Origin of the sequence: Methylophilus sp. YYY-1 (assembly GCF_029132825.1) — a bacterium.
In the GTDB taxonomy this organism is placed as follows: Bacteria; Pseudomonadota; Gammaproteobacteria; order Burkholderiales; family Methylophilaceae; genus Methylophilus; species Methylophilus glucosoxydans.
In genome coordinates this window covers 426,579-450,135 of record NZ_WOVG01000001.1, presented here as the reverse complement: position 1 = coordinate 450,135, position 23,557 = coordinate 426,579, and the positions used below count along the sequence as shown (strand labels likewise).

At 52.2% G+C, this 23,557-nt stretch carries 20 protein-coding genes; 11 read left to right on the top strand and 9 right to left on the bottom strand.

All coding sequences use genetic code 11. From position 1 onward, the window contains the following. Positions 1–192 precede the first annotated feature (192 nt). Genes glgC through GOC95_RS01970 form a run of 4 tightly spaced genes read left to right on the top strand, consistent with a single transcriptional unit; the run spans position 193 to position 5,681 of the window. Positions 193–1,515 carry a glucose-1-phosphate adenylyltransferase gene (gene glgC, locus GOC95_RS01985; RefSeq protein WP_275355388.1) on the top strand — a complete coding sequence of 441 codons (1,323 nt, stop codon included), beginning with the start codon at positions 193–195 and terminating at the stop codon, positions 1,513–1,515. A 36-nt stretch (positions 1,516–1,551) separates the two neighbouring features. Further along, positions 1,552–3,255 (top strand): glycoside hydrolase family 57 protein, encoded by a 1,704-nt coding sequence (locus GOC95_RS01980; RefSeq protein ID WP_275355386.1) that lies wholly within the window; start codon positions 1,552–1,554, stop codon positions 3,253–3,255. A gap of 28 nt (positions 3,256–3,283) precedes the next feature. Next, positions 3,284–4,741 carry a 4-alpha-glucanotransferase gene (malQ, locus tag GOC95_RS01975; protein ID WP_194747708.1) on the top strand — a complete coding sequence of 486 codons (1,458 nt, stop codon included), beginning with the start codon at positions 3,284–3,286 and terminating at the stop codon, positions 4,739–4,741. Next, a complete protein-coding gene (locus GOC95_RS01970) occupies positions 4,734–5,681 on the top strand; it encodes an ROK family protein (protein WP_275355383.1) in 948 nt (315 codons plus the stop codon). The genes malQ and GOC95_RS01970 overlap by 8 nt, the downstream gene beginning before the upstream one ends. Here GOC95_RS01970 and queG read toward each other — a convergent pair. Then, positions 5,673–6,785 carry a tRNA epoxyqueuosine(34) reductase QueG gene (gene queG, locus GOC95_RS01965; protein WP_275355381.1) on the bottom strand — a complete coding sequence of 371 codons (1,113 nt, stop codon included), beginning with the start codon at positions 6,783–6,785 and terminating at the stop codon, positions 5,673–5,675. The two genes, GOC95_RS01970 and queG, sit on opposite strands and share 9 nt — an antisense overlap. Between queG and tsaE the strand changes: the two genes are divergently transcribed. Together tsaE and GOC95_RS01955 are read left to right on the top strand one after the other, a co-directional pair. Then, positions 6,784–7,242, top strand: a complete 459-nt coding sequence (gene tsaE / locus GOC95_RS01960) for a tRNA (adenosine(37)-N6)-threonylcarbamoyltransferase complex ATPase subunit type 1 TsaE (protein ID WP_194747702.1) — start codon at positions 6,784–6,786, stop codon at positions 7,240–7,242. The genes queG and tsaE overlap by 2 nt on opposite strands. Continuing rightward, positions 7,233–8,558, top strand: coding sequence for an N-acetylmuramoyl-L-alanine amidase (locus GOC95_RS01955; protein WP_275355375.1), 1,326 nt, complete (start codon positions 7,233–7,235; stop codon positions 8,556–8,558). The genes tsaE and GOC95_RS01955 overlap by 10 nt, the downstream gene beginning before the upstream one ends. A gap of 95 nt (positions 8,559–8,653) precedes the next feature. On the opposite strand, the gene GOC95_RS01950 is transcribed toward GOC95_RS01955, so the two are convergent. Next, positions 8,654–10,177 carry a helicase-related protein gene (locus GOC95_RS01950; protein WP_275355373.1) on the bottom strand — a complete coding sequence of 508 codons (1,524 nt, stop codon included), beginning with the start codon at positions 10,175–10,177 and terminating at the stop codon, positions 8,654–8,656. 34 nt (positions 10,178–10,211) lie between these two features. Here GOC95_RS01950 and mutL point away from each other — a divergent pair, with 34 nt between their 5' ends. After that, the gene (gene mutL, locus GOC95_RS01945) at positions 10,212–12,101 is read left to right on the top strand and encodes a DNA mismatch repair endonuclease MutL (protein WP_275355372.1); all 1,890 of its coding nucleotides are present in this window, start codon (positions 10,212–10,214) and stop codon (positions 12,099–12,101) included. Positions 12,102–12,134: 33 nt separating this feature from the next. Here the strand turns inward: mutL and dinB are convergent, their stop codons facing one another. Beyond that, positions 12,135–13,292: a DNA polymerase IV gene (gene dinB, locus GOC95_RS01940; RefSeq protein WP_275355370.1), complete on the bottom strand. Its 1,158-nt coding sequence runs from the start codon at positions 13,290–13,292 to the stop codon at positions 12,135–12,137. A gap of 407 nt (positions 13,293–13,699) precedes the next feature. After that, on the bottom strand, positions 13,700–14,185 hold the full coding sequence (locus GOC95_RS01935) for an ester cyclase (RefSeq protein ID WP_275355368.1): 486 nt from the start codon (positions 14,183–14,185) through the stop codon (positions 13,700–13,702). Between the two features lie 146 nt (positions 14,186–14,331). On the opposite strand from GOC95_RS01935, the gene GOC95_RS01930 reads away from it, so the two are divergent. Then, entirely contained in the window at positions 14,332–14,775 is a 444-nt protein-coding gene (locus GOC95_RS01930; protein WP_275355366.1) for a helix-turn-helix domain-containing protein, read from the top strand. 4 nt (positions 14,776–14,779) lie between these two features. On the opposite strand, the gene GOC95_RS01925 is transcribed toward GOC95_RS01930, so the two are convergent. From GOC95_RS01925 to GOC95_RS01905, 5 genes are all read right to left on the bottom strand, one after another. Beyond that, positions 14,780–15,493 (bottom strand): SAM-dependent methyltransferase, encoded by a 714-nt coding sequence (locus GOC95_RS01925; RefSeq protein ID WP_275355365.1) that lies wholly within the window; start codon positions 15,491–15,493, stop codon positions 14,780–14,782. A gap of 118 nt (positions 15,494–15,611) precedes the next feature. Then, complete coding sequence (locus GOC95_RS01920) at positions 15,612–17,051, bottom strand: DUF4139 domain-containing protein (protein ID WP_275355363.1); 1,440 nt, start codon at positions 17,049–17,051, stop codon at positions 15,612–15,614. A gap of 97 nt (positions 17,052–17,148) precedes the next feature. After that, positions 17,149–17,742 (bottom strand): Maf family nucleotide pyrophosphatase, encoded by a 594-nt coding sequence (locus GOC95_RS01915; protein WP_275355362.1) that lies wholly within the window; start codon positions 17,740–17,742, stop codon positions 17,149–17,151. A gap of 61 nt (positions 17,743–17,803) precedes the next feature. Then, positions 17,804–19,651 carry a sodium-extruding oxaloacetate decarboxylase subunit alpha gene (oadA, locus tag GOC95_RS01910; protein WP_275355360.1) on the bottom strand — a complete coding sequence of 616 codons (1,848 nt, stop codon included), beginning with the start codon at positions 19,649–19,651 and terminating at the stop codon, positions 17,804–17,806. A gap of 41 nt (positions 19,652–19,692) precedes the next feature. Next, positions 19,693–21,111, bottom strand: a complete 1,419-nt coding sequence (locus tag GOC95_RS01905) for an acetyl-CoA carboxylase biotin carboxylase subunit (RefSeq protein ID WP_275355359.1) — start codon at positions 21,109–21,111, stop codon at positions 19,693–19,695. Between the two features lie 340 nt (positions 21,112–21,451). Between GOC95_RS01905 and GOC95_RS01900 the strand changes: the two genes are divergently transcribed. The 3 genes from GOC95_RS01900 to plsX all read left to right on the top strand — a co-directional run bounded on the left by GOC95_RS01900 (position 21,452) and on the right by plsX (position 23,527). After that, positions 21,452–21,958, top strand: coding sequence for a YceD family protein (locus GOC95_RS01900; protein ID WP_194747685.1), 507 nt, complete (start codon positions 21,452–21,454; stop codon positions 21,956–21,958). A gap of 209 nt (positions 21,959–22,167) precedes the next feature. Continuing rightward, positions 22,168–22,347 carry a 50S ribosomal protein L32 gene (gene rpmF / locus GOC95_RS01895; protein ID WP_018985326.1) on the top strand — a complete coding sequence of 60 codons (180 nt, stop codon included), beginning with the start codon at positions 22,168–22,170 and terminating at the stop codon, positions 22,345–22,347. Positions 22,348–22,474: 127 nt separating this feature from the next. Continuing rightward, the gene (plsX, locus tag GOC95_RS01890) at positions 22,475–23,527 is read left to right on the top strand and encodes a phosphate acyltransferase PlsX (protein ID WP_194747684.1); all 1,053 of its coding nucleotides are present in this window, start codon (positions 22,475–22,477) and stop codon (positions 23,525–23,527) included. The last annotated feature ends 30 nt before the right edge of the window (positions 23,528–23,557 follow it).

Sequence of the window (23,557 nt, the reverse complement as noted above, 5' to 3'; positions counted from 1 at the left end):
ATGCTATCAAAAAAAGTTAAGATTTACGTCATTCGCCCCCGGAATTTCGTTGTCTTTACCCCAATTATCATGCAGACTGTGGATGTCAGACCTGCAGATGCAAAGCCTTGTGTCGTCTCTGCTGAAACGCGCAACGCTGACAATAATGACTGTAGGCTGGTTCCCAGGATCAGGAAAAACAGGAATAGCATCATGTCTCAAGTAGCAGAGTTTGTTGAACGTCGTAAAGCCAACCGGCGGCAAGAACGTCCCTCCGACCGGTTTATCAGTAACCTGACGAAAAATACCGTTGCCATTATCCTGGCGGGTGGTCGTGGCAGCCGGTTAAAAAACCTCACCGACTGGCGGGCCAAACCGGCTGTACAGTTTGGTGGTAAATTCCGCATTATCGACTTCCCCTTGTCTAATTGCATTAACTCTGGCATCCGCCGCATTAATGTGGCGACCCAATACAAAGCGCAAAGCCTGATTCAGCATGTTCAGCGCGGCTGGGGCTTTTTGCGTGGGGAGTTTAACGAATACGTCAACATTATTCCTGCCCAGCAGCGTCTGGGCGAGGAATGGTACAAAGGCACGGCTGATGCGGTCTATCAGAATATTGATTTGCTGCGAGAGAATGGCGGCGAATATATTCTGGTCCTGGCCGGCGACCATATCTATAAAATGGACTACGGCAAAATGCTGGCGACGCATGCACGCAGCAATGCCGATATGACCATTGCCTGCATCAATGTGCCGCTCGAAGACGCCAAAGGGTTTGGGGTATTGGAGGTGGACGCCACCGACCGCGTGATCGCCTTTGATGAAAAGCCAGCGCATCCCAAGCCTAGCCCGAACAATCCCGAGGTGGCTTTTGCCAGCATGGGTATTTATATCTTCAATGCCAAGTTTTTGTACGAACAATTGATCCGGGATGCTTATGACCGCAAGTCACACCACGACTTTGGGCAGGACATTATTCCTTACATCATCAAAAAATACCGGGTACAGGCGCACCGATTTACCGATAGTTGCGTCGGTGCACAAGGCAACAACTTTTACTGGCGGGATGTGGGAACCATAGATGCCTACTGGGAAGCCAATATGGAGCTGACCAAGGTGATTCCAGAGCTCAATCTGTATGACAGTGAATGGCCGATCTGGACTTATCAGGAACAACTGCCGCCGGCCAAATTTGTATTCAAGGATGAAGGCCGTACGGGCAAGGCGACAGACTCGCTGGTGTCAGGGGGCTGCCTGATCAGTGGTTCTTGCGTGTCTAACTCAGTGCTTTTTTCCGGCGTGCATGTGGCGGATTATTCCGATCTGGATGGCGCTGTAGTGCTGCCCAAGGTCAAAATTAACGAGGGGGTCATCATGCGCAACGCAGTGATAGACCGCGGCTGCGAGATTCCTGCTGGCATGCAGATTGGTGTCGATCTGGAGCGAGATAAAAAGCGCTTTCATGTCTCTGAAAAAGGCATCGTACTGGTCACACCCGACATGCTGGGCCAAGATTTATACCGTGTGAAGTAGTTTAAAAGTCATTGAGTGAGTGAAAGAGGTTGAAGGATGTCCGATAAAAAATTGCTCTTAAATTTATATTGGCACATGCACCAACCGGATTACCGTGATCTGGTGACAGGCGAGTTTGTGCTGCCATGGACGTATTTGCATGCGCTCAAGGATTACAGTGATATGGCCTTTCACCTGGAGCAAAATCCAAACGCCAGGGTAACCTTCAATTTTGTACCTATTCTGGTGGAGCAGCTCGAAGATTATGCTGAGCAGTCACGGTCCGGACAGTGGCGTGACCCATTACTGCGTTTGCTGGCAAATCCCAATCTGGAAAACATCACGGATGAAGAGTGTCGCCTGATTGTGGACAGCTGTTTCAAGGCACATCATGAGAAAATGTTGAGTCCTTTTCCGCATTATCAGCGTTTGCTCAAGCTGTATGAACTGGTGGCGCCTGTCATGCAAAACGGCCAGTTTCATTATCTCTCGGCACAATATAAAGCGGACTTGCTGGTCTGGTACCACCTGGCATGGACGGGGGAGAGCTTGCGCCGCAAAAACAAAACTGTGCAAACCCTGATGCAAAAAGGCGTGCTGTTTACCCTGGAAGACAGGCAAGCGCTGTTAGCCGTGATCAGCGAGACCTTGCAAGGCATTTTGCCGCGCTATCAGGCCTTGCTGAAAAAAGGCCGCATTGAAATGACCACCACGCCTTACTACCATCCCATTTTGCCATTGCTCATTGATTTGGAAAGTGCGCGTGACGCCATGCCCGATGCACCGTTGCCGCAGTCAGCCACCTATCCAGACGGTTATCCGCGTGCGATCGCTCATGTGCAGGCGGCACAGCGCTATCATGAAAAAATATTTGGTCAGCCCGCCAATGGCATGTGGCCTGCTGAAGGCGCGGTCTCACATCCTGCACTGTCGTTGCTGGCAGAGCAGGGCGTGGCCTGGGCGGCCACTGGCCAGGGTGTGCTGGCCAACAGCTTGCGTAAACTTGGGCTGCCGCACGACACGCCATCGCAATACCTGTATCAGCCTTATAAAATCACCAATGGTCAGCAGGATATTGTGTGCTTTTTCCGTGACGACCATCTGTCTGACAAAATCGGCTTTGAGTATTCCAAACAATACGCAAGCGAAGCGGTTCATGACTTTATTCAGTCGCTGGAGCATATCCTGGCCAACAGTGAAGAGACGCCGGTGGTGAGCGTAATTCTGGATGGCGAGAATGCCTGGGAATACTATCCATATAACGGTTATTATTTCTTGCACGAGCTCTATCAGGCGCTGGCGCAGCATCCGGATATCCAGATGACGACTTTTAGCGATATTCTCGCTTTGCAGCAGAAACACACATTGCCAGCGCCACGCTTGCTGGATGATATTTGCGCCGGGAGTTGGGTCTATGGCACCTTTAGTACCTGGATTGGGGAACCGGCCAAAAACCGTGCCTGGGATCTGTTGAGCGAAGCCAAGCGGCATTATGATCAACAGATACACCAACTTTCAGCCGAACAGAAACAAAAGTGCCAGCAGCAATTGGCCCTGTGCGAAGGTTCGGACTGGTTCTGGTGGTTTGGCGATTACAACAGCGCCCAAAGCGTACAAAGTTTTGACCAGCTCTATCGCCGTAATTTGAGCAACCTGTACAAATTACTTGGCCTGACAGCCCCTGCACATTTGTTACAACCCATCAGCCTGGGCGGTGGCGATGCCGAAAATGCAGGCACCATGCGCCGGGGCAACGCCTGATTCTTTCAACTGATTTGAATGCCAATCCATGACGCAACATAGACAAGCGGGTGTGCTGATGCACATCACTTCATTGCCTGAGGGCAATCTCGGCCCAGAGGCCTATCGTTTTGTAGACACCCTGGTCAAAATGGGCGTATCGGTGTGGCAGACCTTGCCGGTCAACCAGCCACATGGAGACCAGTCGCCCTATCAAAGTGTCTCCGCGCATGCAGGACATAGTGGCATGATCAGCGCGCAGCAATTACAGCTTGATGGCTGGTGTCTGCCCAATGAGCTGACGCTGAGTTTGCCTGCGTTGATGGCTAAAGTCATGGCGCGCGTGCAGTCAGGCAGCGCCCCCACACATGGTGAAGGCCATGGTCTGTCGTGGTCCGGGTTTGCGAGATTCTGTCAGACGCAGCAATACTGGCTGGAAGATTTTGCCTTGTTTGGCTGCTTGCGTGAGCAGCACCATAATCAAAGCTGGCAGCAATGGCCACAAGCTTACCGCAAGCATGATCCACAAGCCTTGCAAGCTTATCGGGTCACGCACCAGGAGCCGTTGACGCTGATTAAATTTACGCAGTATGTGTTTTTTCAGCAATGGGCGCAGCTCAAGCGTTACGCCAATCAGCGCGGCATTCGCTTGTTTGGCGATATCCCGATTTTTGTCGCTTACGACAGTGCCGATGTCTGGGCGCATCCCGCATGGTTCAAGCTGGATGACACCCTCAACATGACCGTCGTAGCGGGTGTGCCGCCAGACTATTTCTCTGAAACCGGACAACGCTGGGGGAATCCGCATTACGACTGGCTGGCCATGCAAAAAGATGGGTTTTCATGGTGGCTGGGGCGTATCGATACGCAGGCACAGCTGTTTGATGTGCTACGGATTGATCACTTCAGGGGCTTGCAGGCCGCTTGGGAAATCCCCGCAGAAGAGCCCACTGCCATTAACGGGACTTGGCAAGAGGCGCCAGGTGAAGCGCTGTTAAACGCCATCACCGAGACCTTCCCGGAGCTGAGTCTGGTGGCTGAGGACTTGGGCATCATCACCGCAGAAGTGGATGCCTTGCGCCATGGATTCGACTTGCCTGGCATGAAAATTTTACAGTTTGCGTTTGGTGGCGGTGAAGACAATCCTTACTTGCCAGAAAACATAGAACAAAACAGCGTCGCTTATACCGGCACGCATGATAACGATACCACCCTGGGCTGGTACCTCACCGCGCCAGAGCATGTGCGCAATCATTTACATGATTACCTGAATCAACATCCTCCGCAAATGCCCGCTGCCTTGATTAAACTGACCCTGGAGAGCCAGGCCAAGCTGGCAATTATCCCCATGCAAGACATTCTCGCGCTGGATAGCCAGGCGCGCATGAACACGCCAGGCACCATAGAAGGCAACTGGTGTTGGCGCATGCAATGGTCGCAACTGAGTGAAGAGAAATTATTGTCTTTTAGACACAGTGTTGAAGAAAGTGGCCGCTTCCATGCGTGATGTGACTCCGGTTTATCGTTTGGGTCTGGATGTGGGCGGGACCAATCTGCGTTTAGGTGTGTTTTCTGATCTGCGCCTGATTGAAGAAACGCGTTTTGAGGCAAACTATTCTGCCATTTGCAAGCAGCACTCGCCAGCACAGGCCTGGCAAAAGATTATTGCGGTTACGGCAGAAGCCATCCAGCCATTGCTTGAAAAATATCCGACGATTCAGAGTATCGGCATTGGTTTTCCCGGCTTTATTGATCCGCACACGGGCATCCTGGCGCAATCGCCCAATTTACCGGGCTTGTTGAACGTGAATCTGGGCCACGATCTGGGTGCCCGGCTTGGTTTCAATATCCGGGTCGAGAACGATGCCAATGCTGCAGCCTTTGGGGAATTTAGCCTGCTTGGTCAGCCAGCTGGTGGTTTGCTGTATCTGGGCCTGGGCACCGGAGTGGGTGCCGGCTTGGTCGTGAATGGTCATGTTTGGGCCGGGCAGCATGGTTATGCGCTCGAGGCCGGGCATATTATTGTCGAGCATCAAGGCCGCTTGTGTGGCTGTGGTAACCACGGCTGCGTCGAGCAATATGCTTCTGCCACCGGCATCAGCAAAGGCTATGCTGAGTTGACTGGCCAGACAAGGAGTGCTTTGGAGATTGCGCTGGCTGCGGAGCAGGGCGATGAACATGCGCGCGCAGTCTACGCGGATGCTGGTCGCAAACTGGCGCAAATGCTGGCGAGTGTACTCAAGGTGGTTGATGTCGGCACCGTTTTGATTGGCGGTGGCGTGGTTGCCGCATGGTCGCTGATGTCTGAGGCGTTTTATCAACGGCTGGAAGCAGACTTGATCCCGGTACTCAGAGGCAAGGTCGTGGTTCATCTATCTCGTTCTGGCGATATTGCGGGCATGTTGGGTGCTGCCTTGCTGGCCGAGTCCACCACCCGCTCAGCATAACCCTTCATGCGCGTGCGCCTGGTGTTGCGCCAGTGCCCAGACCACATGCTCCCGCACCAAGGCATTTTCATCCTGTGCCCGTGACTTCAGTGCTGCAATCACCGCCATCGACGTCGGCGCATTGCCCAAGCCGACGGCAATATTGCGCAACCACTGCGTGTAGCCTATGCGGTAGATCGCGCTACCCGCCATTTTTTGCTGAAATTCAGCTTCGGTCCAGCCAAAACAGGTCACCAGGCTCAAGCTGTCGAGTCCATGCCGTACCGCAAAGTCGGGCTCTGAGGTCCTGACGGCAAATTTGTTCCACGGGCAGGTTAGCTGGCAATCGTCACAGCCATATACCCGGTTGCCCATCAGTGGCCTTAACTGCTCGGGAATGCTGCCTTGATGTTCTATGGTGAGGTAAGAGATACAGCGGCGGGCGTCTAGTTCGTAAGGTGCAACGATGGCAGCGGTCGGGCAGACATCAATACACGCAGTGCAACTGCCACAATGTGCTGAGATGGGCGGATCCACGGGTAGCGGCAGGTTGGTATAAATTTCCCCCAGAAAAAACCATGATCCCTGCTGGCGATTGAGTAACAGCGTATGCTTGCCGCGCCAGCCCACCCCCGCTTTGGTCGCCAGTGCCACCTCCATCACCGGCGCACTGTCGGCAAATACACGGTATTCAAAACTGCCAAAGGTCTCGCTGATGCGGGTGCACAATTGCTGCAATTTTTGCCGCATCACTTTATGGTAATCGCGCCCCATGGCATAGCGGGCGACATAAGCCTGCTCAGGGCTCTCCAGCACCTGCCAGCCGTCGGCTGCATCTGCGGGCAAATAATTGAGGTTGACCGAGATCACGCGCAAGGTGCCAGGCACCAATTCTGCCGGACGGGTTCGCTTGGTCCCATGTTTTGCCATATAATCCATGTCGCCGTGGTATTGTTTGTTCAGCCACTTTAAAAATTCAGGCTCCGCGGCAGACAAGTCGGTATCGGTAATGCCGATATTGCCAAACCCCAGTTCTCGCGCCCAGCCCTTGATGGTCGCTGCCATTTGCGCAGCGACATGAACATCAGGCAGTTGAATCGGGACGGGATGTGATTGATGTGACATGACAGAAACGTATTCTACACAGATTTTAAAAGACGAAGCAGCGACCGTGCATGCCGCAAGCGTGCTGGCAAAGCAATTGCAGCCTGGGCAGGTTATTTACCTGCACGGTGATCTGGGGGCCGGAAAAACCACGCTGGTGCGCGGCATGCTGCATGCCTTGGGGCATGTCGGCAAAGTGAAAAGCCCCACCTATACGCTGGTGGAACCCTATATGCTGCCATTCGCCACGTGCTATCACTTTGATCTTTACCGCTTTCAGGATGCAGAAGAGTGGGAAGCTGCCGGCTTCCGCGATTATTTCAACCCTGCCAGTGTTTGCCTGGTCGAGTGGCCTGAGCGTGCAGCCGAGCTATTGCCTGTCGCAGACATCGAGATCCGCTTTGATATCCTGCCGCACGGCCGCGTGCTGCACATCACAAGTCAGCAGGCGCTGGCCTTGGAAACACTATGCCAGTAAAGCGTAAGCATTGCCTGGGCTGGCTATTGCCAGTCCTGTTATTCATTCTGAGTCAGGCCGCACATGCCGCTGAAGTCATCCTGGCCAATTTGCAGCAGCAAGGCGGTCAGGCACATGTCGAGCTTTTGCTCGACCAGCAAGTCAAATACCGTGTCTTCACGCTGGATAATCCATTCCGCGTGGTGATTGATATGGACGGTGTTGCCATCAGTCCAACCCTGAAAGCGCTCGCGCTGCAGTTGGATGCCCAACATCCTTACCTGTCTAAAATCCGCATTGCGCCGTTTACCGAGAAAACGGCGCGTATCGTTTTTGACATCAAATCTGATATTAAACCGCAGGTCACCGATATGAATGCGGGCAGCTCGCAACAACGCTTGGCCATCAGCATAGGCCCTGCGAGTGGTCCTGTCGAGTCAGCCATGGCGAGCCCGGTACTGACACCTTCCCGGCAATTGCAAGAAGTGCCACGTCAAGACGACAAACCCGCTGAAAAAGCAGCCGAGCCCACACCAGACAATGCCAATGCAACGGTGGAAAAGTCTGCCGAAAAACCGGCGGACAAAGTGATTGACAAGCCGGTTGAAAAACCACTCAAACAGGCAAAACCTGGCCAAAAACTCATTACCATTGCCGTCGATGCCGGTCACGGCGGTGAAGATCCTGGTGCACGCGGTTCCAATGGCAGCCACGAAAAGAACATTACTCTGGCCATTGCGCGCAAGCTCAAGCAACAGATCGATGCCGAAGAAAACATGCAAGCGATCCTGATCCGCGATGGCGATTATTTCGTGCCACTGGGAGACCGTGTCAAAAAAGCACGCGCGGCCAAGGCCGACTTGTTTATTTCCATCCATGCCGACTCGTTTGTGAACAGCACCGCCAAAGGGTCTTCTGTGTTTGCCCTGTCTGAGCGTGGCGCCACCAGTGCCGGCGCCCGCTACCTGGCGAAAAAGGAAAACGCGGTAGACTTGATTGGTGGTGTGGCGATTGATACCCGCGATATGGACCTGGCAAGAACCTTACTCGATTTGTCGCAAACCGCCACTATTCACGACAGTATCCGCATGGGTAAAGCCGTGCTGGGCCGCATCGCTAAAATCAATACCCTCCATTCCAAGTATGTTGAACAAGCAGCGTTTGCGGTGCTTAAATCACCGGATATCCCTTCAATTCTGGTCGAGACGGCGTTTATCAGCAATCCTGAAGAAGAAGCCAGGTTGAATGATGATTCTTATCAGGATAAGTTGGTCAATGCGATTTTGTCTGGCGTGAAGTCTTATATTGCGACCAATCCTTCCTTCGCTAAAAAATAAGTGTTATTTATTAGGTTCAAAAGTCATTCGATGATTGGGCTTATTTTTGCCTTCATGCGAAAAGGACGTCGTAAGCGTTCTTGGTAGAAGTGATATTAAAAGTATTGCCCTAATTCTGCTTCTCTTTGCGTCTTGCCATAGCCCGCCTGAACTCTCAACGCCCGACCAATAAAACCATTGAGCTTTTTCCTGGCGTCATCAATCAATGCGCTATCCACAAAGATGCGTGGATATTGATACGATAACCAGCTATACAAGCTCAAATGCTGGCATATGAGTTCAGCCTGCTCCAGATATTGCGCCTGTTGGCCATTCAGCCATTCTGGCATTTGCGGCAATGACCTGGCTTGTTGCGTAGCGACGGCTTGTACGCATTGCAAAAAATAGTCCCGTGCAATCGGCACCTGTATCGCGAGCGGGGCGCACATCAAGCGGTATTTGTCCCGCATGGAGAGTTGCGGTGCGGTTTGGTCTATCAGCATGGCTTGCTGGTGTTGCAGGCTTGTCACTTGCCACTGCAAGGCATACTGGCCGGGTGACCTCGCATATTGCTTGTGCAGGTACTCCATGCATTCGGCCAGTCGCCAGGTAGGGATGTGTAAACTCAGCGCTTCAATATTCCCGCCACCAACCGCAATCGGCAAAGCAAATGGTGGCACCGTGTCATCGGCGTCTAACATAGCCTGTAAATGCCATTGCTCGTCGTCTTCCAGGACGGTGACATATCCCGTGTCATATAAGCCATGGCGTCCGGCCCGACCGGCAATCTGGCGCATTTCGGTGGCATTGAGCGGCCGCGAGGCGATGCCGTCAAATTTATGGATATTGGCAAAAATCACGCGGCGGATCGGCAGGTTGAGCCCCATGCCTATGGCATCTGTGGCGACCAGGATGTGCGCCTCGCCGCTGGCAAAACGCGCAGACTCGACGCGGCGGACTTCAGGCGAGAGGGCGCCATAGATGGTGGCGACAGACAGCCCCCATTGGCGGATACGCGCAGCCAGTGTGAGCACATCTTTGCGGCTAAAGGCGATGATGGCATCACCGGTGCGTAGAGCTTTGCGTAGTTTGGCGGCGTGGTAGCGTGCACCGCAAATACTATGTTCTTCGATCAGCAACGGTGTCATGCGCTGTAAATGGGTGAGGGTGTAGGGCTCGTTGAGCGCATCTAGCACGCGGGTACAGCTGCTGGTGACACTGTTCGCCCCGCAGATAAATACTTGTTTGGCAGGGACCCCGACCAGCGCCGCCGTCCATGCACTGCCACGGTCCGGGTCCATCAGCATCTGGATTTCATCAATCACTGCGACGTCTACGGCGTGGTCTGGTCGCAGCATTTCGATGGTGGAGGCGGTGTGTCTGGCACCGGGCACCATGACACGTTCTTCGCCAGTCACCAGATTGCAAGGGACGCCGGCCTGCATCAGCCGGTCGCGGACCTCCATTGCCAGCAGACGTAACGGCGCGAGATAAACGCCAGACTCAGCCTGGCGCAGGGTTTCGAGTGCCTGATAGGTTTTGCCGGAGTTGGTGGGCCCAACATAAAAATGATGTTGGCGACCCAGCTGGCGGGCGAGGGTAAAGCGAGATAAATACGCCTGAAATTCTTCTGAGAACATACAGTCATTCTACCAAACGGTTTAAAATGCCAAGATGCAAATTAAACTTCTCCCCGATCAACTGATTTCTCAAATTGCCGCCGGTGAGGTGGTTGAACGCCCAGCCTCCGCCCTGAAAGAGCTGCTCGAAAACAGTGTGGATGCAGGCAGCACGCAGATTCAGGTAGCCTTGCAACAAGGCGGTATCAAGCTGTTGAAAGTCACCGACAATGGTCACGGAATTGCCAAGGATGAATTGGCCCTGGCGCTGACACGGCATGCCACCAGCAAGATTGAGAGCCTTGAAGATCTCGAACAAGTTGGCAGCCTGGGCTTCAGGGGCGAGGCATTGGCCAGTATTGCCTCTATCTCGCGTACTGTGCTCACCAGCCGTCAGCAAAGCGCCAGTCATGCCTGGCAAATCGCCGCAGAAGGCACGCAAGCGCCACAGCTGAGCCCGGCCGCACTGGATGCAGGCACCATTGTTGAGGTGCATGATTTGTACTTTAATACCCCGGCGCGGCGCAAGTTTCTCAAAACCGAAAATACCGAGTTTGGCCATTGTGAAGATGCCTTTACCCGCGTCGCCCTGTCGCGTCCGAATATCGGGTTTTTGTTGCAACACAATGGCAAAGCCATTAGCCGATTGGCGGCCAATACCCCGCAACAACGCATCACAGATGTGTTAGGGAGCGAATTTGCTGCACAAAGCCTATGGCTAGAAGAGAATAGCGGTGGCTTGCGCCTATGGGGGATGACCGCTTCGCCCACTTACCAGCGCCACAGCCGCGATAGCCAATATGTGTTTGTGAATGGCCGGTTTGTGCGCGACAAGCTGATTGCGCACGCCATCAAGCAAGCCTATCAGGATGTGTTGCACGGCGATAAACATCCGGCCTTTGTGCTGTTTCTTGAGCTGGATCCCTCCCTGGTCGATGTCAACGTGCATCCCGCCAAAACCGAAGTCCGCTTCCGTGAATCGCAAGCGGTACATCGTTTTATTTTTCATAGCCTGCACAAGGCCCTGGGCAAAACATCTGCCGAGATACAAGCCAGCCAGCCCGTGCAAGCGCCGTTTAATCCCTTCCGCCCAGGTACGGATGCCTCTGTGTTTAGCATGCCACGCGAACAAGTGGAAATGCCACTGCAGAGTCGCACGGCCTTTGGCGGCAGCTACCCACCCAATATCAGCAACGGGGGTGACATGGCGCAGCAGTTTTATGGTCAACTTTACGGCGACTTAAAACCGGCCGCGATGGATCAAGCGACCATCCTTGAAAGTAATTCTTTAGAGGTGTTTGCCTCGGTGGTAGCCTTGGATCAGCCGATACAACCCACGCCAGATCTGCCGCAACAATACCCGTTGGGGTTTGCGCTGGGGCAGTTGCATGGGATTTATATCCTTGCCCAAAACGCCCAAGGCATGGTGGTGGTCGATATGCACGCCGCGCATGAGCGCATCATGTACGAGCGCCTGAAAAATGCCCTGAGCGAGCAGGCCATCGCAACTCAGCCGTTGCTGATTCCCATCAGTTTTTATGCCGAAAAAGTTGAAGTTGCCACGCTGCAATCCTTGCAAGGCAGCGACACATTACAGCAACTGGGCTTTGAGTTGGCTACCTTGTCACCCACCACGATTGCCATTCGTGCCATCCCCACCATGCTGCAAGATGCCGATGCCGTCGCGCTGGCCCGTGCTGTATTACGCGACTTACACGAATATGGCGCCAGCCGCGTGCTGCTAGAACGCCAAAACGAAGTACTGGGTACCATGGCCTGCCACGCTGCCGTTCGTGCTAACCGGCAACTGACCATTACTGAAATGAACGCCTTGTTGCGTGATATGGAAGCGACTGAAAGAAGCGGGCAGTGCAATCATGGCAGACCCACCTGGTTTCAGGTGAGTTTGGCCGATTTGGACAAGATGTTTATGCGGGGGCAGTAGCCGTCTAGCCCCGGTTTTAAACGCGTGTGCGTCTTACTCGTCAAAGTCTAGGGTAAATTGCGCTGAATCTGTTTGGTCTATACGATCAGCACGCAGCAGACCGCTGACTTTAACGCCTAACAATCGTATTTTCTTATCTAAATCTATCCTTTTCAGGCATTTTCCAGCAAAAAGCCGTAGCGATTTCGCATCGCTGATCGCCGTGGACAAGGTGAGGTCACGCGTGACCGTTTTAAAGTCCTCAAAACGCAGCTTGATCCCGACCTTGCGGCAGGTATAGCCTTTCTTTTGCAGATCGCTGGCCACACGCTCACATAGTTGGGTAAACGCCGCGCTCAAGGCCTGTTTGTCACGTACCGGATGCAAGTTGCGTTCGAAAGTGGTCTCCCTGCTCATGGAGACCGGGACGCTTTCTGTCACGACCGGTCTGTCGTCCTGACCGCGGGAAACACGGTATAACCACTTGCCATAGCGATTGCCAAAATGTTGAACAAGCCAGGCTTCGCTCATAGCGGCGATTTGGCCTATGGTCTTAATCTGCAACGATTCGAGTTTTGCACTGGCTTTGGGACCAATGCCATTGATCTTTTTTGCCGCCATCGGCCAGATGCGGCTGGGGACATCTGACATCGTGATGACCGTGATGCCATCTGGCTTTTGCATTTCAGAGCATAACTTTGCCAATAGTTTATTGGGGGCGATCCCGACTGAACAGGTCAGGCCGGTGGCAGCGAATACGGCCGATTTCAGCTGTTGTGCAATCTCGGTGGCGTCTCCTGGCAGCGCCGAAACATCGGCGTAGACTTCATCGATTCCAATATTCTCCACCTGCGGGCTGATGCTACGAATCGCTGCTTTGAACAACTGCGAGTAATGGCGATAGAGTTCGAAGTTGACCGGTAGCAAGACCGCATCTGGCGCGAGTTTGGCTGCCTGCATGGTGGGCATGGCCGAGTTCAAGCCTAGCGCCCGCGCTTCGTAGGTGGCTGTGGTCAACACGCCGCGCCCTGCGTAATCACGCAAGCGCGAGAATTCGCGTGTACCATCTTCTCTGATCCTCGGCACATGTGAGGAGCCACCGGCCACCACCATGGGCAAGCCTTTCAACTCCGGGTAGCGTGACAATTCGCAAGATGCAAAAAAAGCATCCATATCAATATGTGCGATGCGTCTGTGCTCTTGGTCTGACATGTCCGGCACTCACTAATTGATCAGCAGGTTAACAATCAGAGATTTACGCATAAAATGAAGTATCAAGGATGGCAGCCAAAGAGATAGAGGAGATTGCAAAGCCGGATTATCCCACGATAGTACTTAAAAACAATTCTTGTCCAAGACTGCTTTTTTAAACGGCCTCTACAATCACCATTGCTTTATCCGCTATGAAAACCGCCGTAAAAATAGCCCACTTGGGCGGCATATTCGTTCCGTTTCCCGGTAATGATTGTGTTGCATGCGTTTTTTCAACAGCGATGTACTGATTGATTAATACCGCGGTTGGATCATATAGTTTAAATCGCTTTAAGCAGTGCGGTAGCGGATATTGCTGTAGGCGCAAAAAAGGCCTATCTTGGATAGGCCTTTTTAATCGGTGAAAGTTACTGAATAACGCCTAGTTGTTTGAACAAGCCATAAGCATCCAGCACATCCCAGTGCTCGGCCAGTTTACCGTTCTCGATCCTGAAAATATCCACGGCGTAAATACTGTAGTGCTTGCCTGTAGCCGGGATGCCTAACCAGTCGCCTTTTTGTGTCCCTGAATACACGCCATACGCCCAAACGGTATCCCCTTCGGCGACCAGCTTTTCCAGTTGATAGTGCCAGTCTGGTACAGCTTTAAACCAGGCACTAAAGAATTGCTCGAAGCCAGTCAGGCTTTGTGGCACGAGCGGGTTGTGTTGAATATAGCCTGGCTGCATGAAGTTGGGCAGTTGGCTCAGGTCTTTTTTCACAAAGACGGCAGTGGCAAAGTCTGCCAGCAGTTGTTTGTTTTGTTGCGTTTGGTCTTGTGCCATGGTGAGGGTTCCTTTGGTTAACAGGGTGGTGAATAGCAAGGTGGTAAGCAGCGATTTGAATAGATGCATATGGCTTCCTTAAGTGAGTTGAAAATGCTTGCGTGTTGTAGGTGTTGCGCATCATAATTTCAATGGTTACTTTTAGTAAGTAGGCACCTTAAAGTAACTTATGCACTTGTTACTCACTTGAACGTCTTAGATACCGAGGGAAAGCCATGCTGGAAGAGATAGAACAACCGTTGCAGATTGTCAGTAGCTGGAATGCGTATCAGGCAGCGTGCCCGACACGTTTGATGTTGAACCGGATAGCAGATAAGTGGACGGTACTGGTATTGGGGTTGCTGGAGAATGAAACCAAGCGGTTTAGCACCTTGCAGCGCGAGATTGGTGGAATTTCACAAAAGATGCTGACGCAAACATTGCGCGGGTTGGAGCGGGACGGGCTGATTGCGCGTACGGTGTATCCTGAGGTGCCGCCAAGAGTGGAGTACAAGATAACACCGCTGGGGAACACGCTGGTGGGCCTGCTAGCCGCATTGCGGGACTGGTCTGAGACGCATATGGATGAGGTGTTGCAAGCGCAACGTGATTATGATCAGGCGCAGCAGGCAGCCTCTAATATCGAGGCTGCCTCTGGTGTGCGGGTGGTACGTTTTTGATCCCTTAGGCTAGCAGCAAAAAAACGGTCGGTTTTTTATGCAAATCTGGCAGGGGTGCTTTCTTCCAGTCAGCCACTGTTTTTGTCACAATCAATTCTTCTTTGCCTGACACATTGCAGGCCACACATAATTTTGTTTGTGCTTGCAGGTTAGCAATCAGGTCTTCTAATACATGCTGATTGCGGTAGGGTGTTTCAATAAACAGCTGGGTAGCTTGCTGTTTTTTTGAGTCAAACTCAATGCCTTTGATGGTTCTGATACGTTCATTTTTATCGCTGGGAAGATAGCCTAAAAACGTAAATCTCTGGCCGTTCAAGCCGCTGGCCATCAGTGCCAGCAGCAAGCTGCTGGGGCCGATGAGCGGGGAGACGCGTATGCCTTTGTGATGAGCGACGGCGGCGAGCGCGGCCCCTGGATCGGCGATACCCGGACAACCGGCTTCACTCATCAAGCCAACATCCATGCCCTGTTGCACAGGTTGCAGTAACTTTTGCAGGTCTTTATTCGGTGTATCTTTAGTCAGCACCGTGAGCGTGATTTCACGCATAGGCACTGGGTGCCCGCTGGCGCCTAGGAAGTGACGGGCCGTTTTTTCGTTCTCGACGATAAAGTGACGCAAGCTGTGCATACGTTGTATGACTTCAGGCGATACGACTTGTTGGGGCGTGGTGTCTTCCGTGAGGGGGACGGGAATAAAGTAGAGGGTTCCAGCAGTCATGGCAATCTTAATGAGTTAAACAGCGTGATTATCCCACGGCCAGACAGCAAAAAAGCATTCTTTTGCAAGAATGCTTTTGTTGACGCCCTTGAAGCATGTTGAGCGGGAGTGTGGCAGGCTAATATTTCACCTGCACACGATATTTCAGCGTGGCATCGCCATCGGCAGGCACATTGATTTTCCAGCTGGCCTGGTGGGCACTGGTTTTCTGGTGTGGCTGTGATTCGCTTAGTATTTTCCAGCTACCAGCAATCGGCTCTTGCACGGTGACGGTGACCGCTTCTTTTTTCGCGTTGTGCAAAGTGATGGTATAAGCGCTTTCATACACGGGTGGCTGGTTTTGCTTGCTCAGGTTTTTAAAATCGGTTTGCACACGGTCAGCCGTCACATCAAAGGCATTGCCAAGTTTGAGGCGCACCGTGTCGTTCTTTGGTGTATGGTCGATCTGGTCTTCGCCCACAAACTGTGCCGTGCCGTCGTGATCTTTTTTGTAAACGCGCATGGTGCCTTTAGGCAGAGGAATGCCCAACTGGCTACTTTCTTTGTTATCAAATTCTACAAAGACCTGTACTTTGAGTTTTTTGTCGATATCAGGATACTGACCCTGGAAATAATACTCCGAGCCATTCAGTACCAGTTCTTTATGCGCCGGGATATGTTGCGCAGAAAGCAAGGCCACTTGTTTGGTTTGGTTTTCTGCAATGGTCGTGGGGCGTGGCAGGGTGTATAAATGATATTCGAGTAATGCTTGCTCGGTGGGCATGGCGGCTTCGGCGACCATGGCATCCGCGCGCATCATCATGGTTTTGGGGTGGATCACTTCACGCACACGGTTGACATCCCCTGCCACCAGTTGCACTTTTGCGTTGGGATAGCTGGTGCCGCTGGTATTGGTGAGCGTGACCCAGCCAGACAGATCTATCGCATCCTCTTTGCTGCTGAGCTCAGCGACATAGTCGGTTTTCCACTGCAAGCCACCTGTGAGGTAACTGAGCTCCAGAGTGGACTGTTCACCGCCTTTATATTGCAACTGCGTCGTCAGGGTTGGACGGTCTTTGAGCATGCCGGGGACGTTAGGATAGGCGATACGGCCCGGGATCACGGTTTCGATACGGTTACCTATTTTGAGCACCGGGCCATCCTGGGCAGAGAGTACGGTGGCTGTTTCTTCAGTTTCGGCACCTGTGGTCGGGTTGGTACGAATCACGGTGACTTGTTGGCCGACATATTTTTCCAGCAGTTTGTGCGGGGTGAGCAAGTCAAAGTCGAAGTTCTGCTCCAGCACCTGCAAGCTGGTGTTAGGGAGCAAGCTACGCAATAAGGCAGTTTCAGGCTTGATCTGCGCACTGACATCACGGAAAGAAACGGCAGACAGGCCGTTGCTTAACTTTAACTTGCGACTGTCTTTGACCAGCGCAAGGTCTTCATTGTAAATCGTCACCGCCACACTGGTCTGGTCAGATTGCGGGCTGGTGAGGGTGGTTTCCGCTTGTGCAGCTGCTGCGTACGTCAATGCAGCCGTCCCCATGGAGAAAAATAGCAGGGTGCTGAGTCGCATGTGTATCCTTTCGTTATGGGTTATTTGCGTTTTAAGCATGAGACTGCCTAAACGCAGTGGCCGTTCAAAAGTTAACACATGACTTTGTTTTATGCTATCAAGTTGAAACCGATAATACGTCTACACCCGCTTGTCGCAGCATCTCGACCAAGGCAATCAAGGGCAGTCCTATCAGCGCATTCGGATCATCGCCCCGCATATAGTCCAGCAGCGCGATGCCCATGCCTTCAGATTTGGCACTGCCTGCACAATCATAAGGTTGTTCAAGGTGCAGGTAGGTCTCGATCTGGCTGGCACTTAAGGATTTGAATTTAACGAAATAGGGCACGATGGTGGCTTGCATGTGCTGCCGTTGGCTGTCATACAGGCACAAGGCACTATGAAAAACCACCTCTTTGCCGCTGAGCATGGTGAGTTGCGTGACAGCATTGGCATGATTACCAGGTTTACCTATCTGCATACCATCCACGGTCGCGACCTGGTCGCAGCCAATAATCAGCGCATCAGGCTGGGTTTCTGCCACTTTGCGGGCCTTGGCCTCTGCCAAGCGCAAAGCAGTCTGTTCGGGGCTTTCATTTGGCAACGGGGTTTCATCAATCTCTGGTGACAGGCAGGTAAACGGTAAATGCAGCTTTTGCAATAATTCACGACGGTAACGTGAAGAGGAGGCAAGAATCAGTGATTGTTTCATGGATCAGGCAGCTCAAAAGCAAAAATCCCTGAATTGCTTCAGGGATTTTTGTTGATTGTAATTATTCAGGTTGAATTTCAATCAGTGTTTCATCTGGCGTGACACTGTCGCCCTTGGTCACATGAATGGCAACCACGGTGCCCGATTTGCTGGCCTGGATCTCGTTTTCCATTTTCATGGCTTCGATCACCAACACGCCATCACCGGCATTGACTTTGTCACCCACATTCACTTTTACCGTCACTATCGTGCCTGGCATTGCCGTGGTGACGCAGCCTGGATGGTGAGGGCGTGGACGCCCACTCGCGGCGACTGCAGCGGCTTTTTTCTTGCTGCCGTTACTGCCGCCACCGCTGACTTCCATTTCGCTCAAGGTCTCAACAAACACTTCTTCAGAAATGCCGTCTACCTTGACATAGTAAGGTCTGCGTTCTTCACCCGCGTGACCGCTGCCGGTCAGCTTGATATGGTAGGTTTCACCGTGCAGGGTAATGTTGAACTCATTCGGCGCATAACGGGCGGCCGCTGTTTGCTGGGTGACCGCGTCTTTGCTCAACAATGGCTCTGGATTCAATGAGCCTGCATTGCGTTCTTGCAAGAAAGTTTTACCGATGTCCGGGAACATGGCATAGGTCAATACATCTTGCTCGTTATTGGCAAAGCGCTCGGCCTCGGACTGCAGCTTGACCATTTCTGGTTGCAGCAAGTCTGCTGGACGGCAGGTAATGACTTCAGCATCGCCGACCGCTTGTTTACGCACCTCAGCATTCACTGCCGCAGGGGCTTTGCCATATTGGCCTAACAAGTAATTTTTGACTTCGTTGGTAATGGACTTGTAGCGGCCACCGGTCAATACGTTCAGTACAGCTTGTGTCCCGACGATTTGCGAGGTGGGCGTCACCAACGGAGGATAACCAAGATCTTGACGCACACGTGGAATCTCGGCCAGCACCTCGTCCATACGGTTAAGCGCACCTTGTTCCTTCAGCTGGTTGGACAGGTTGGAAATCATGCCTCCTGGTACCTGGTTGACCAAGACGCGTGTATCCACGCCGGTAAACTCGCTTTCAAATTGCCAGTATTTCTTGCGCACTTCTTTAAAGTAGGCGGTGATTTCCTGCAATTTGCCTAAATCGAGGCCTGTGTCGTATTCCGTGCCTTTCAATGCGGCCACCAGGCTTTCTGTGGTCGGATGGCTGGCACCTTCGGAGAATGAAGAGTTGCAGGTATCAATAATATCCACGCCGCTTTCCACGCTCTTGAGCAAGACCATACTGGCCAGACCGGAGGTGGCGTGGCTGTGCATGTGTACGGGCACGCTGACCGCAGCCTTCAGACCCTTGACCAGTTCGGCGGCCATGGTCGGTGTCAGCAGGCCAGCCATGTCCTTGACGCCAATGCTGTCACAGCCCAGCGCCTCAAGCTCTTTGGCCATGCTCACAAAGTAGGCCACATCATGCACCGGGCTGGTCGTAAAGGACAGGGTGCCGATGGCATGTTTCTTGACCGATTTAACGGCTTCAATCGCGGTTTTCAGGTTGCGGATGTCGTTCATTGCATCAAAAATACGGAACACATCGACACCGGCATCGGCTGCCTGTTTGACAAAGGCATGCACGACGTCATCAGAGTAATGACGGTAGCCCAGCAAGTTCTGGCCACGCAACAACATATTGATAGGCGTATTGGGCAAGGCTTTACGCAAGCTGCGCAGGCGTTCCCATGGATCTTCCTTCAAAAAGCGGACGCAAGCGTCAAAGGTTGCACCGCCCCAGGCTTCGAGAGACCAGAACCCAATCTCATCCAGCTTGCTGCAGATCGGCAGCATGTCTTCGGTGCGCATGCGCGTTGCAATCAGGGATTGGTGACCATCTCTTAAAACGAGTTCGGTGACATGTATTTTGCTCATAGTCTTGTCGATCTAAATAAATATCTTGCAATGCGGGTTAATCAAATACCTTCGTGGGCGGCAATCGCAGCCGCAATGGCGGCTGCCATCAACTCTTTGGGTAATCCTACGTCGTACTCAGTCAGCTCGGGGTGTTGCTCCACAAAACTGGTGTTGAAATCAGCGGCGCGGAAGTCCGGATGCTGCATGATCTGCTGGTAGTATGGAATGGTCGTTTTGACGCCATAGACAATCATGTCATTCAAGGCACGGCGACCGCGCTCAATCACGCTTTCCCAATCCAGAGCCCAAACCGTCAGTTTGGCACACATGGAGTCGTAATAAGGCGGAATGACGTATCCGCTGTAAATCGCCGCATCCATACGTACACCCGGACCGCCGGGCGCATAGTAGCGGGTGATTTTACCAAAGCTGGGCAAAAAGTCCTTTTTCGGGTCTTCTGCGTTAATCCGGTACTCCATGGCAAAGCCACGGAAAGCAATTTCACTTTGCTTGTATTGCAGCGGTAAGCCGGCCGCAACACGAATCTGCTGTTGAACAATGTCCACGCCAGTAATGGTCTCGGTCACAGTATGCTCTACCTGTAAGCGCGTGTTCATTTCCATGAAGTAAAAGTTATTGTCTGAATCCAGCAAGAACTCAACCGTGCCTGCGTTCTCATAGCCGACGGCCTTAGCCGCTTTCACACCCAGACCACCGATATATTCACGTTGGGCTTGAGTCAGTTGTGGAGAGGGGGCGATCTCGATCAGTTTCTGGTTACGACGCTGGATGGAACAATCGCGTTCAAACAAATGAATGACATTGCCATGTGAGTCGGCCAGCACTTGCACTTCGATATGGCGCGGATGCACCACGCACTTTTCGAGAAAGACTTCTGGCTTGCCAAAGGCTTTGCTGGCTTCTGAAATGACACGGTCATAGTTACTGAGTAGCTCTTTCTCGTTGTCGCAACGACGAATTCCGCGGCCACCGCCACCATTCGTCGCCTTGAGCATCACGGGATAGCCAATTTTATTGGCCAAAGTCACCGCGGCCTCTACCGATTCCAGATTGCCTTCACTGCCTGGCACGCAAGGAATGCCTGCGTTAATCATGGCATTACGTGCCTGGATCTTGTCACCCATTTGACGGATGACGTCGGCATCAGGACCAATGAACTTGATGCCGCGACGTGCGCAGACTTCAGCAAGTTCTGGATTCTCTGACAGGAAGCCATAACCAGGATGCAAGGCGTCACAGCCTGCAGCCACAGCAATGTTGACTATATTGTGTGCGTTCAGGTAGCCTGCGACAGGGTCTGAGCCAATGTTATAGGCTTCGTCTGCCTTTTTAACATGCAACGCATGGCGGTCAGCATCGGAGTAAATAGCTACCGATTTAATGCCCATTTCAGAGCAGGCACGTACGATGCGCACCGCAATTTCACCGCGATTCGCGACTAAAATTTTCTTAAACACACATTACCCTTAAAGCAAGAAAAAAGGACTAGAGTCTTTTAGTAACTCAACCGAGTTTTTCAATCTCCAGGAGACTGAATATAAAACGGTTCAAGTTGATTTGGTTGTGGTTTGGAGTCGTCTTTGCTACAGCAACAAATGGCCGATCAGGCAAACCGGCACCATGGGTGCGCCCTTGAACAGAGCGCCGCGTGATGCGGTGTCATTATAACAACAAACCTTGCGCTTAAACAGAGGCCTGTCATTTTAGTGCTGGCCTTGTCCGTGTTTTAGTCGTCAATGATCATTGAGTTTGTTATAGTGCCGACTTAATAGTTGATTGAATTGTTTGGTAAAGATCATGGCGCATTTTCAGGAGCTGGCAAAGCAGCAAAAAACCGTTGAGGGGGTGTTAGCGCTGAGCGCTATGCCCAGGTTACATGAGGCGTTGCAAGCGCTAGGAGTGACGGATGCGGCCGCGCTCGACGGCATGCAGGTGCATTATCGGTTGCAAGGCTTGCCATCCCGCTATTTTGGTGAGGTGTCGCTGCCTATGCTGGCGCTAAGTTTGCAGACGACTTTGCCGCTGGTGTGCCAGCGCTGCTTTGAGCCCATGCCAGAGTCGCTAGAGATGACCTTTGAATTTGCGCTTTGTGATGAGCCGCCGGAAGCATTGCTAGAAGATGAAACGGTGGATTGGCTGGAATCTACGGATGAGTCGTCACTGGAAGTGTTGGTCGAGGATGAGTTGTTGATGGCGCTGCCTATCTCTGTCATGCATGAAGAGGCGTGTACACAATTACAGCAGTCTGCGGGTGAAAAGCCGAATCCATTTGCTGTGCTCAAGCAGTTGAAGCTGGACAAATAACCCCGTAAGCTGGGTGTTCATGCCGCGAATCATGGCAAATAAACCAATGAAAAGCGATATTTGCATGATTTATTTGCAGTTATCCCTGAGTTATTTTATAATGCTGGATTAGGTAGCATTTTTAATTTATTAATAACCGAGTTTGTTTTATAAACTGTCATTGAGCTTCGATACATGAGGTGTGGCGGTTTGATATTGGAGTAACTTAAATGGCCGTTCAGCAAAACAAAAAGACACCTTCCAAGCGTGGTATGCACCGTTCCCACGACTTTTTGACTAACCCACCTTTGGCAATTGAGCCAACCACAGGTGAAGTGCATTTGCGTCATCACGTGAGCCCTAACGGTTTTTACCGTGGCCGCAAAGTGATGCCTGCAAAAGGCGAATAATCGCCACATTAAAGCGAACCGCTTTAAAACGCGCCGCGCAGTAAAATGCGCGGCGTTTGCGTATCTGACGTAAGCCGCTGTGATGGCTGCGCTTAAACGCGCAAAGTTAACAAACTTGGAAAATCACATGACAACTGGTCAACACGTGCATTCACATGAAGTAGTGATTGCCATTGATGCCATGGGAGGAGATCACGGTCCGCATGTGACTGTGCCCGCGGCAGTTCGAATTCTGAACGAAAATCCTGAATTAAACATTATCCTGGTCGGCCTGCAAGAGGCAATTGAATCCGAGCTTAAGGTCTTGAATGTCCAGCCGGGACCGCGATTGCGTATCCGCCATGCCAGTGAAGTGGTGTTGATGGATGAGTCGCCACAAAGTGCGATGAAGAACAAAAAAGATTCTTCTATGCGGGTGGCTATTAATATGGTGAAAACGGGAGAAGCGCAGGCTTGCGTGAGTGCCGGTAACACCGGTGCGTTGATGGCGACCGCACGTTTTGTCCTCAAAACCTTGCCCGGGATTGACCGGCCAGCCATTGCCTCGACTTTACCCTCTGAAAAAGGCAGTACATTTATGCTGGATCTGGGGGCGAATGCCGACTGTACGCCTGAGCATTTGTACCAGTTTGCCATTATGGGCGCGATGGTGGTGAGCTGCCTGACCAATAAGCCGAATCCAACCGTGGGTTTGCTCAATATCGGTTCTGAAGATATCAAAGGCAATGAGGTAGTCAAGCAGGCGGCGGAGTTGTTACGCGGCAGTCATTTGAATTTTTACGGCAATGTAGAAGGCGACGATATCTTCAAGGGCACGACAGACGTGGTCGTTTGTGACGGTTTCGTTGGCAACGTATCGTTAAAAACTACCGAAGGCCTTGCGCATATGATGGGTAAATTCCTCACCCAGGAATTTAAACGTAACTGGTTGACCAAATTGATGGCGCTGGGCGCTTTCCCGGTGCTAAAGGCCTTTAAAAAGCGGGTAGATCCAAGACTTTATAATGGGGCAAGCTTTTTGGGCTTGCGTGGCATTGTGGTCAAGAGTCATGGTGGCGCAGACAGCGTCGGTTTTTACCATGCGATTCATGTCGCGATGGAAGAGGCGCAGAGTGGTGTCCTCAAGCGTATTCAGTCGCAGTTGGAGATTGAGCATCTGACGACCTCCGAGCAACCCTGAACCCCTTTTTGTTAGGTGTTTCAAACCAAT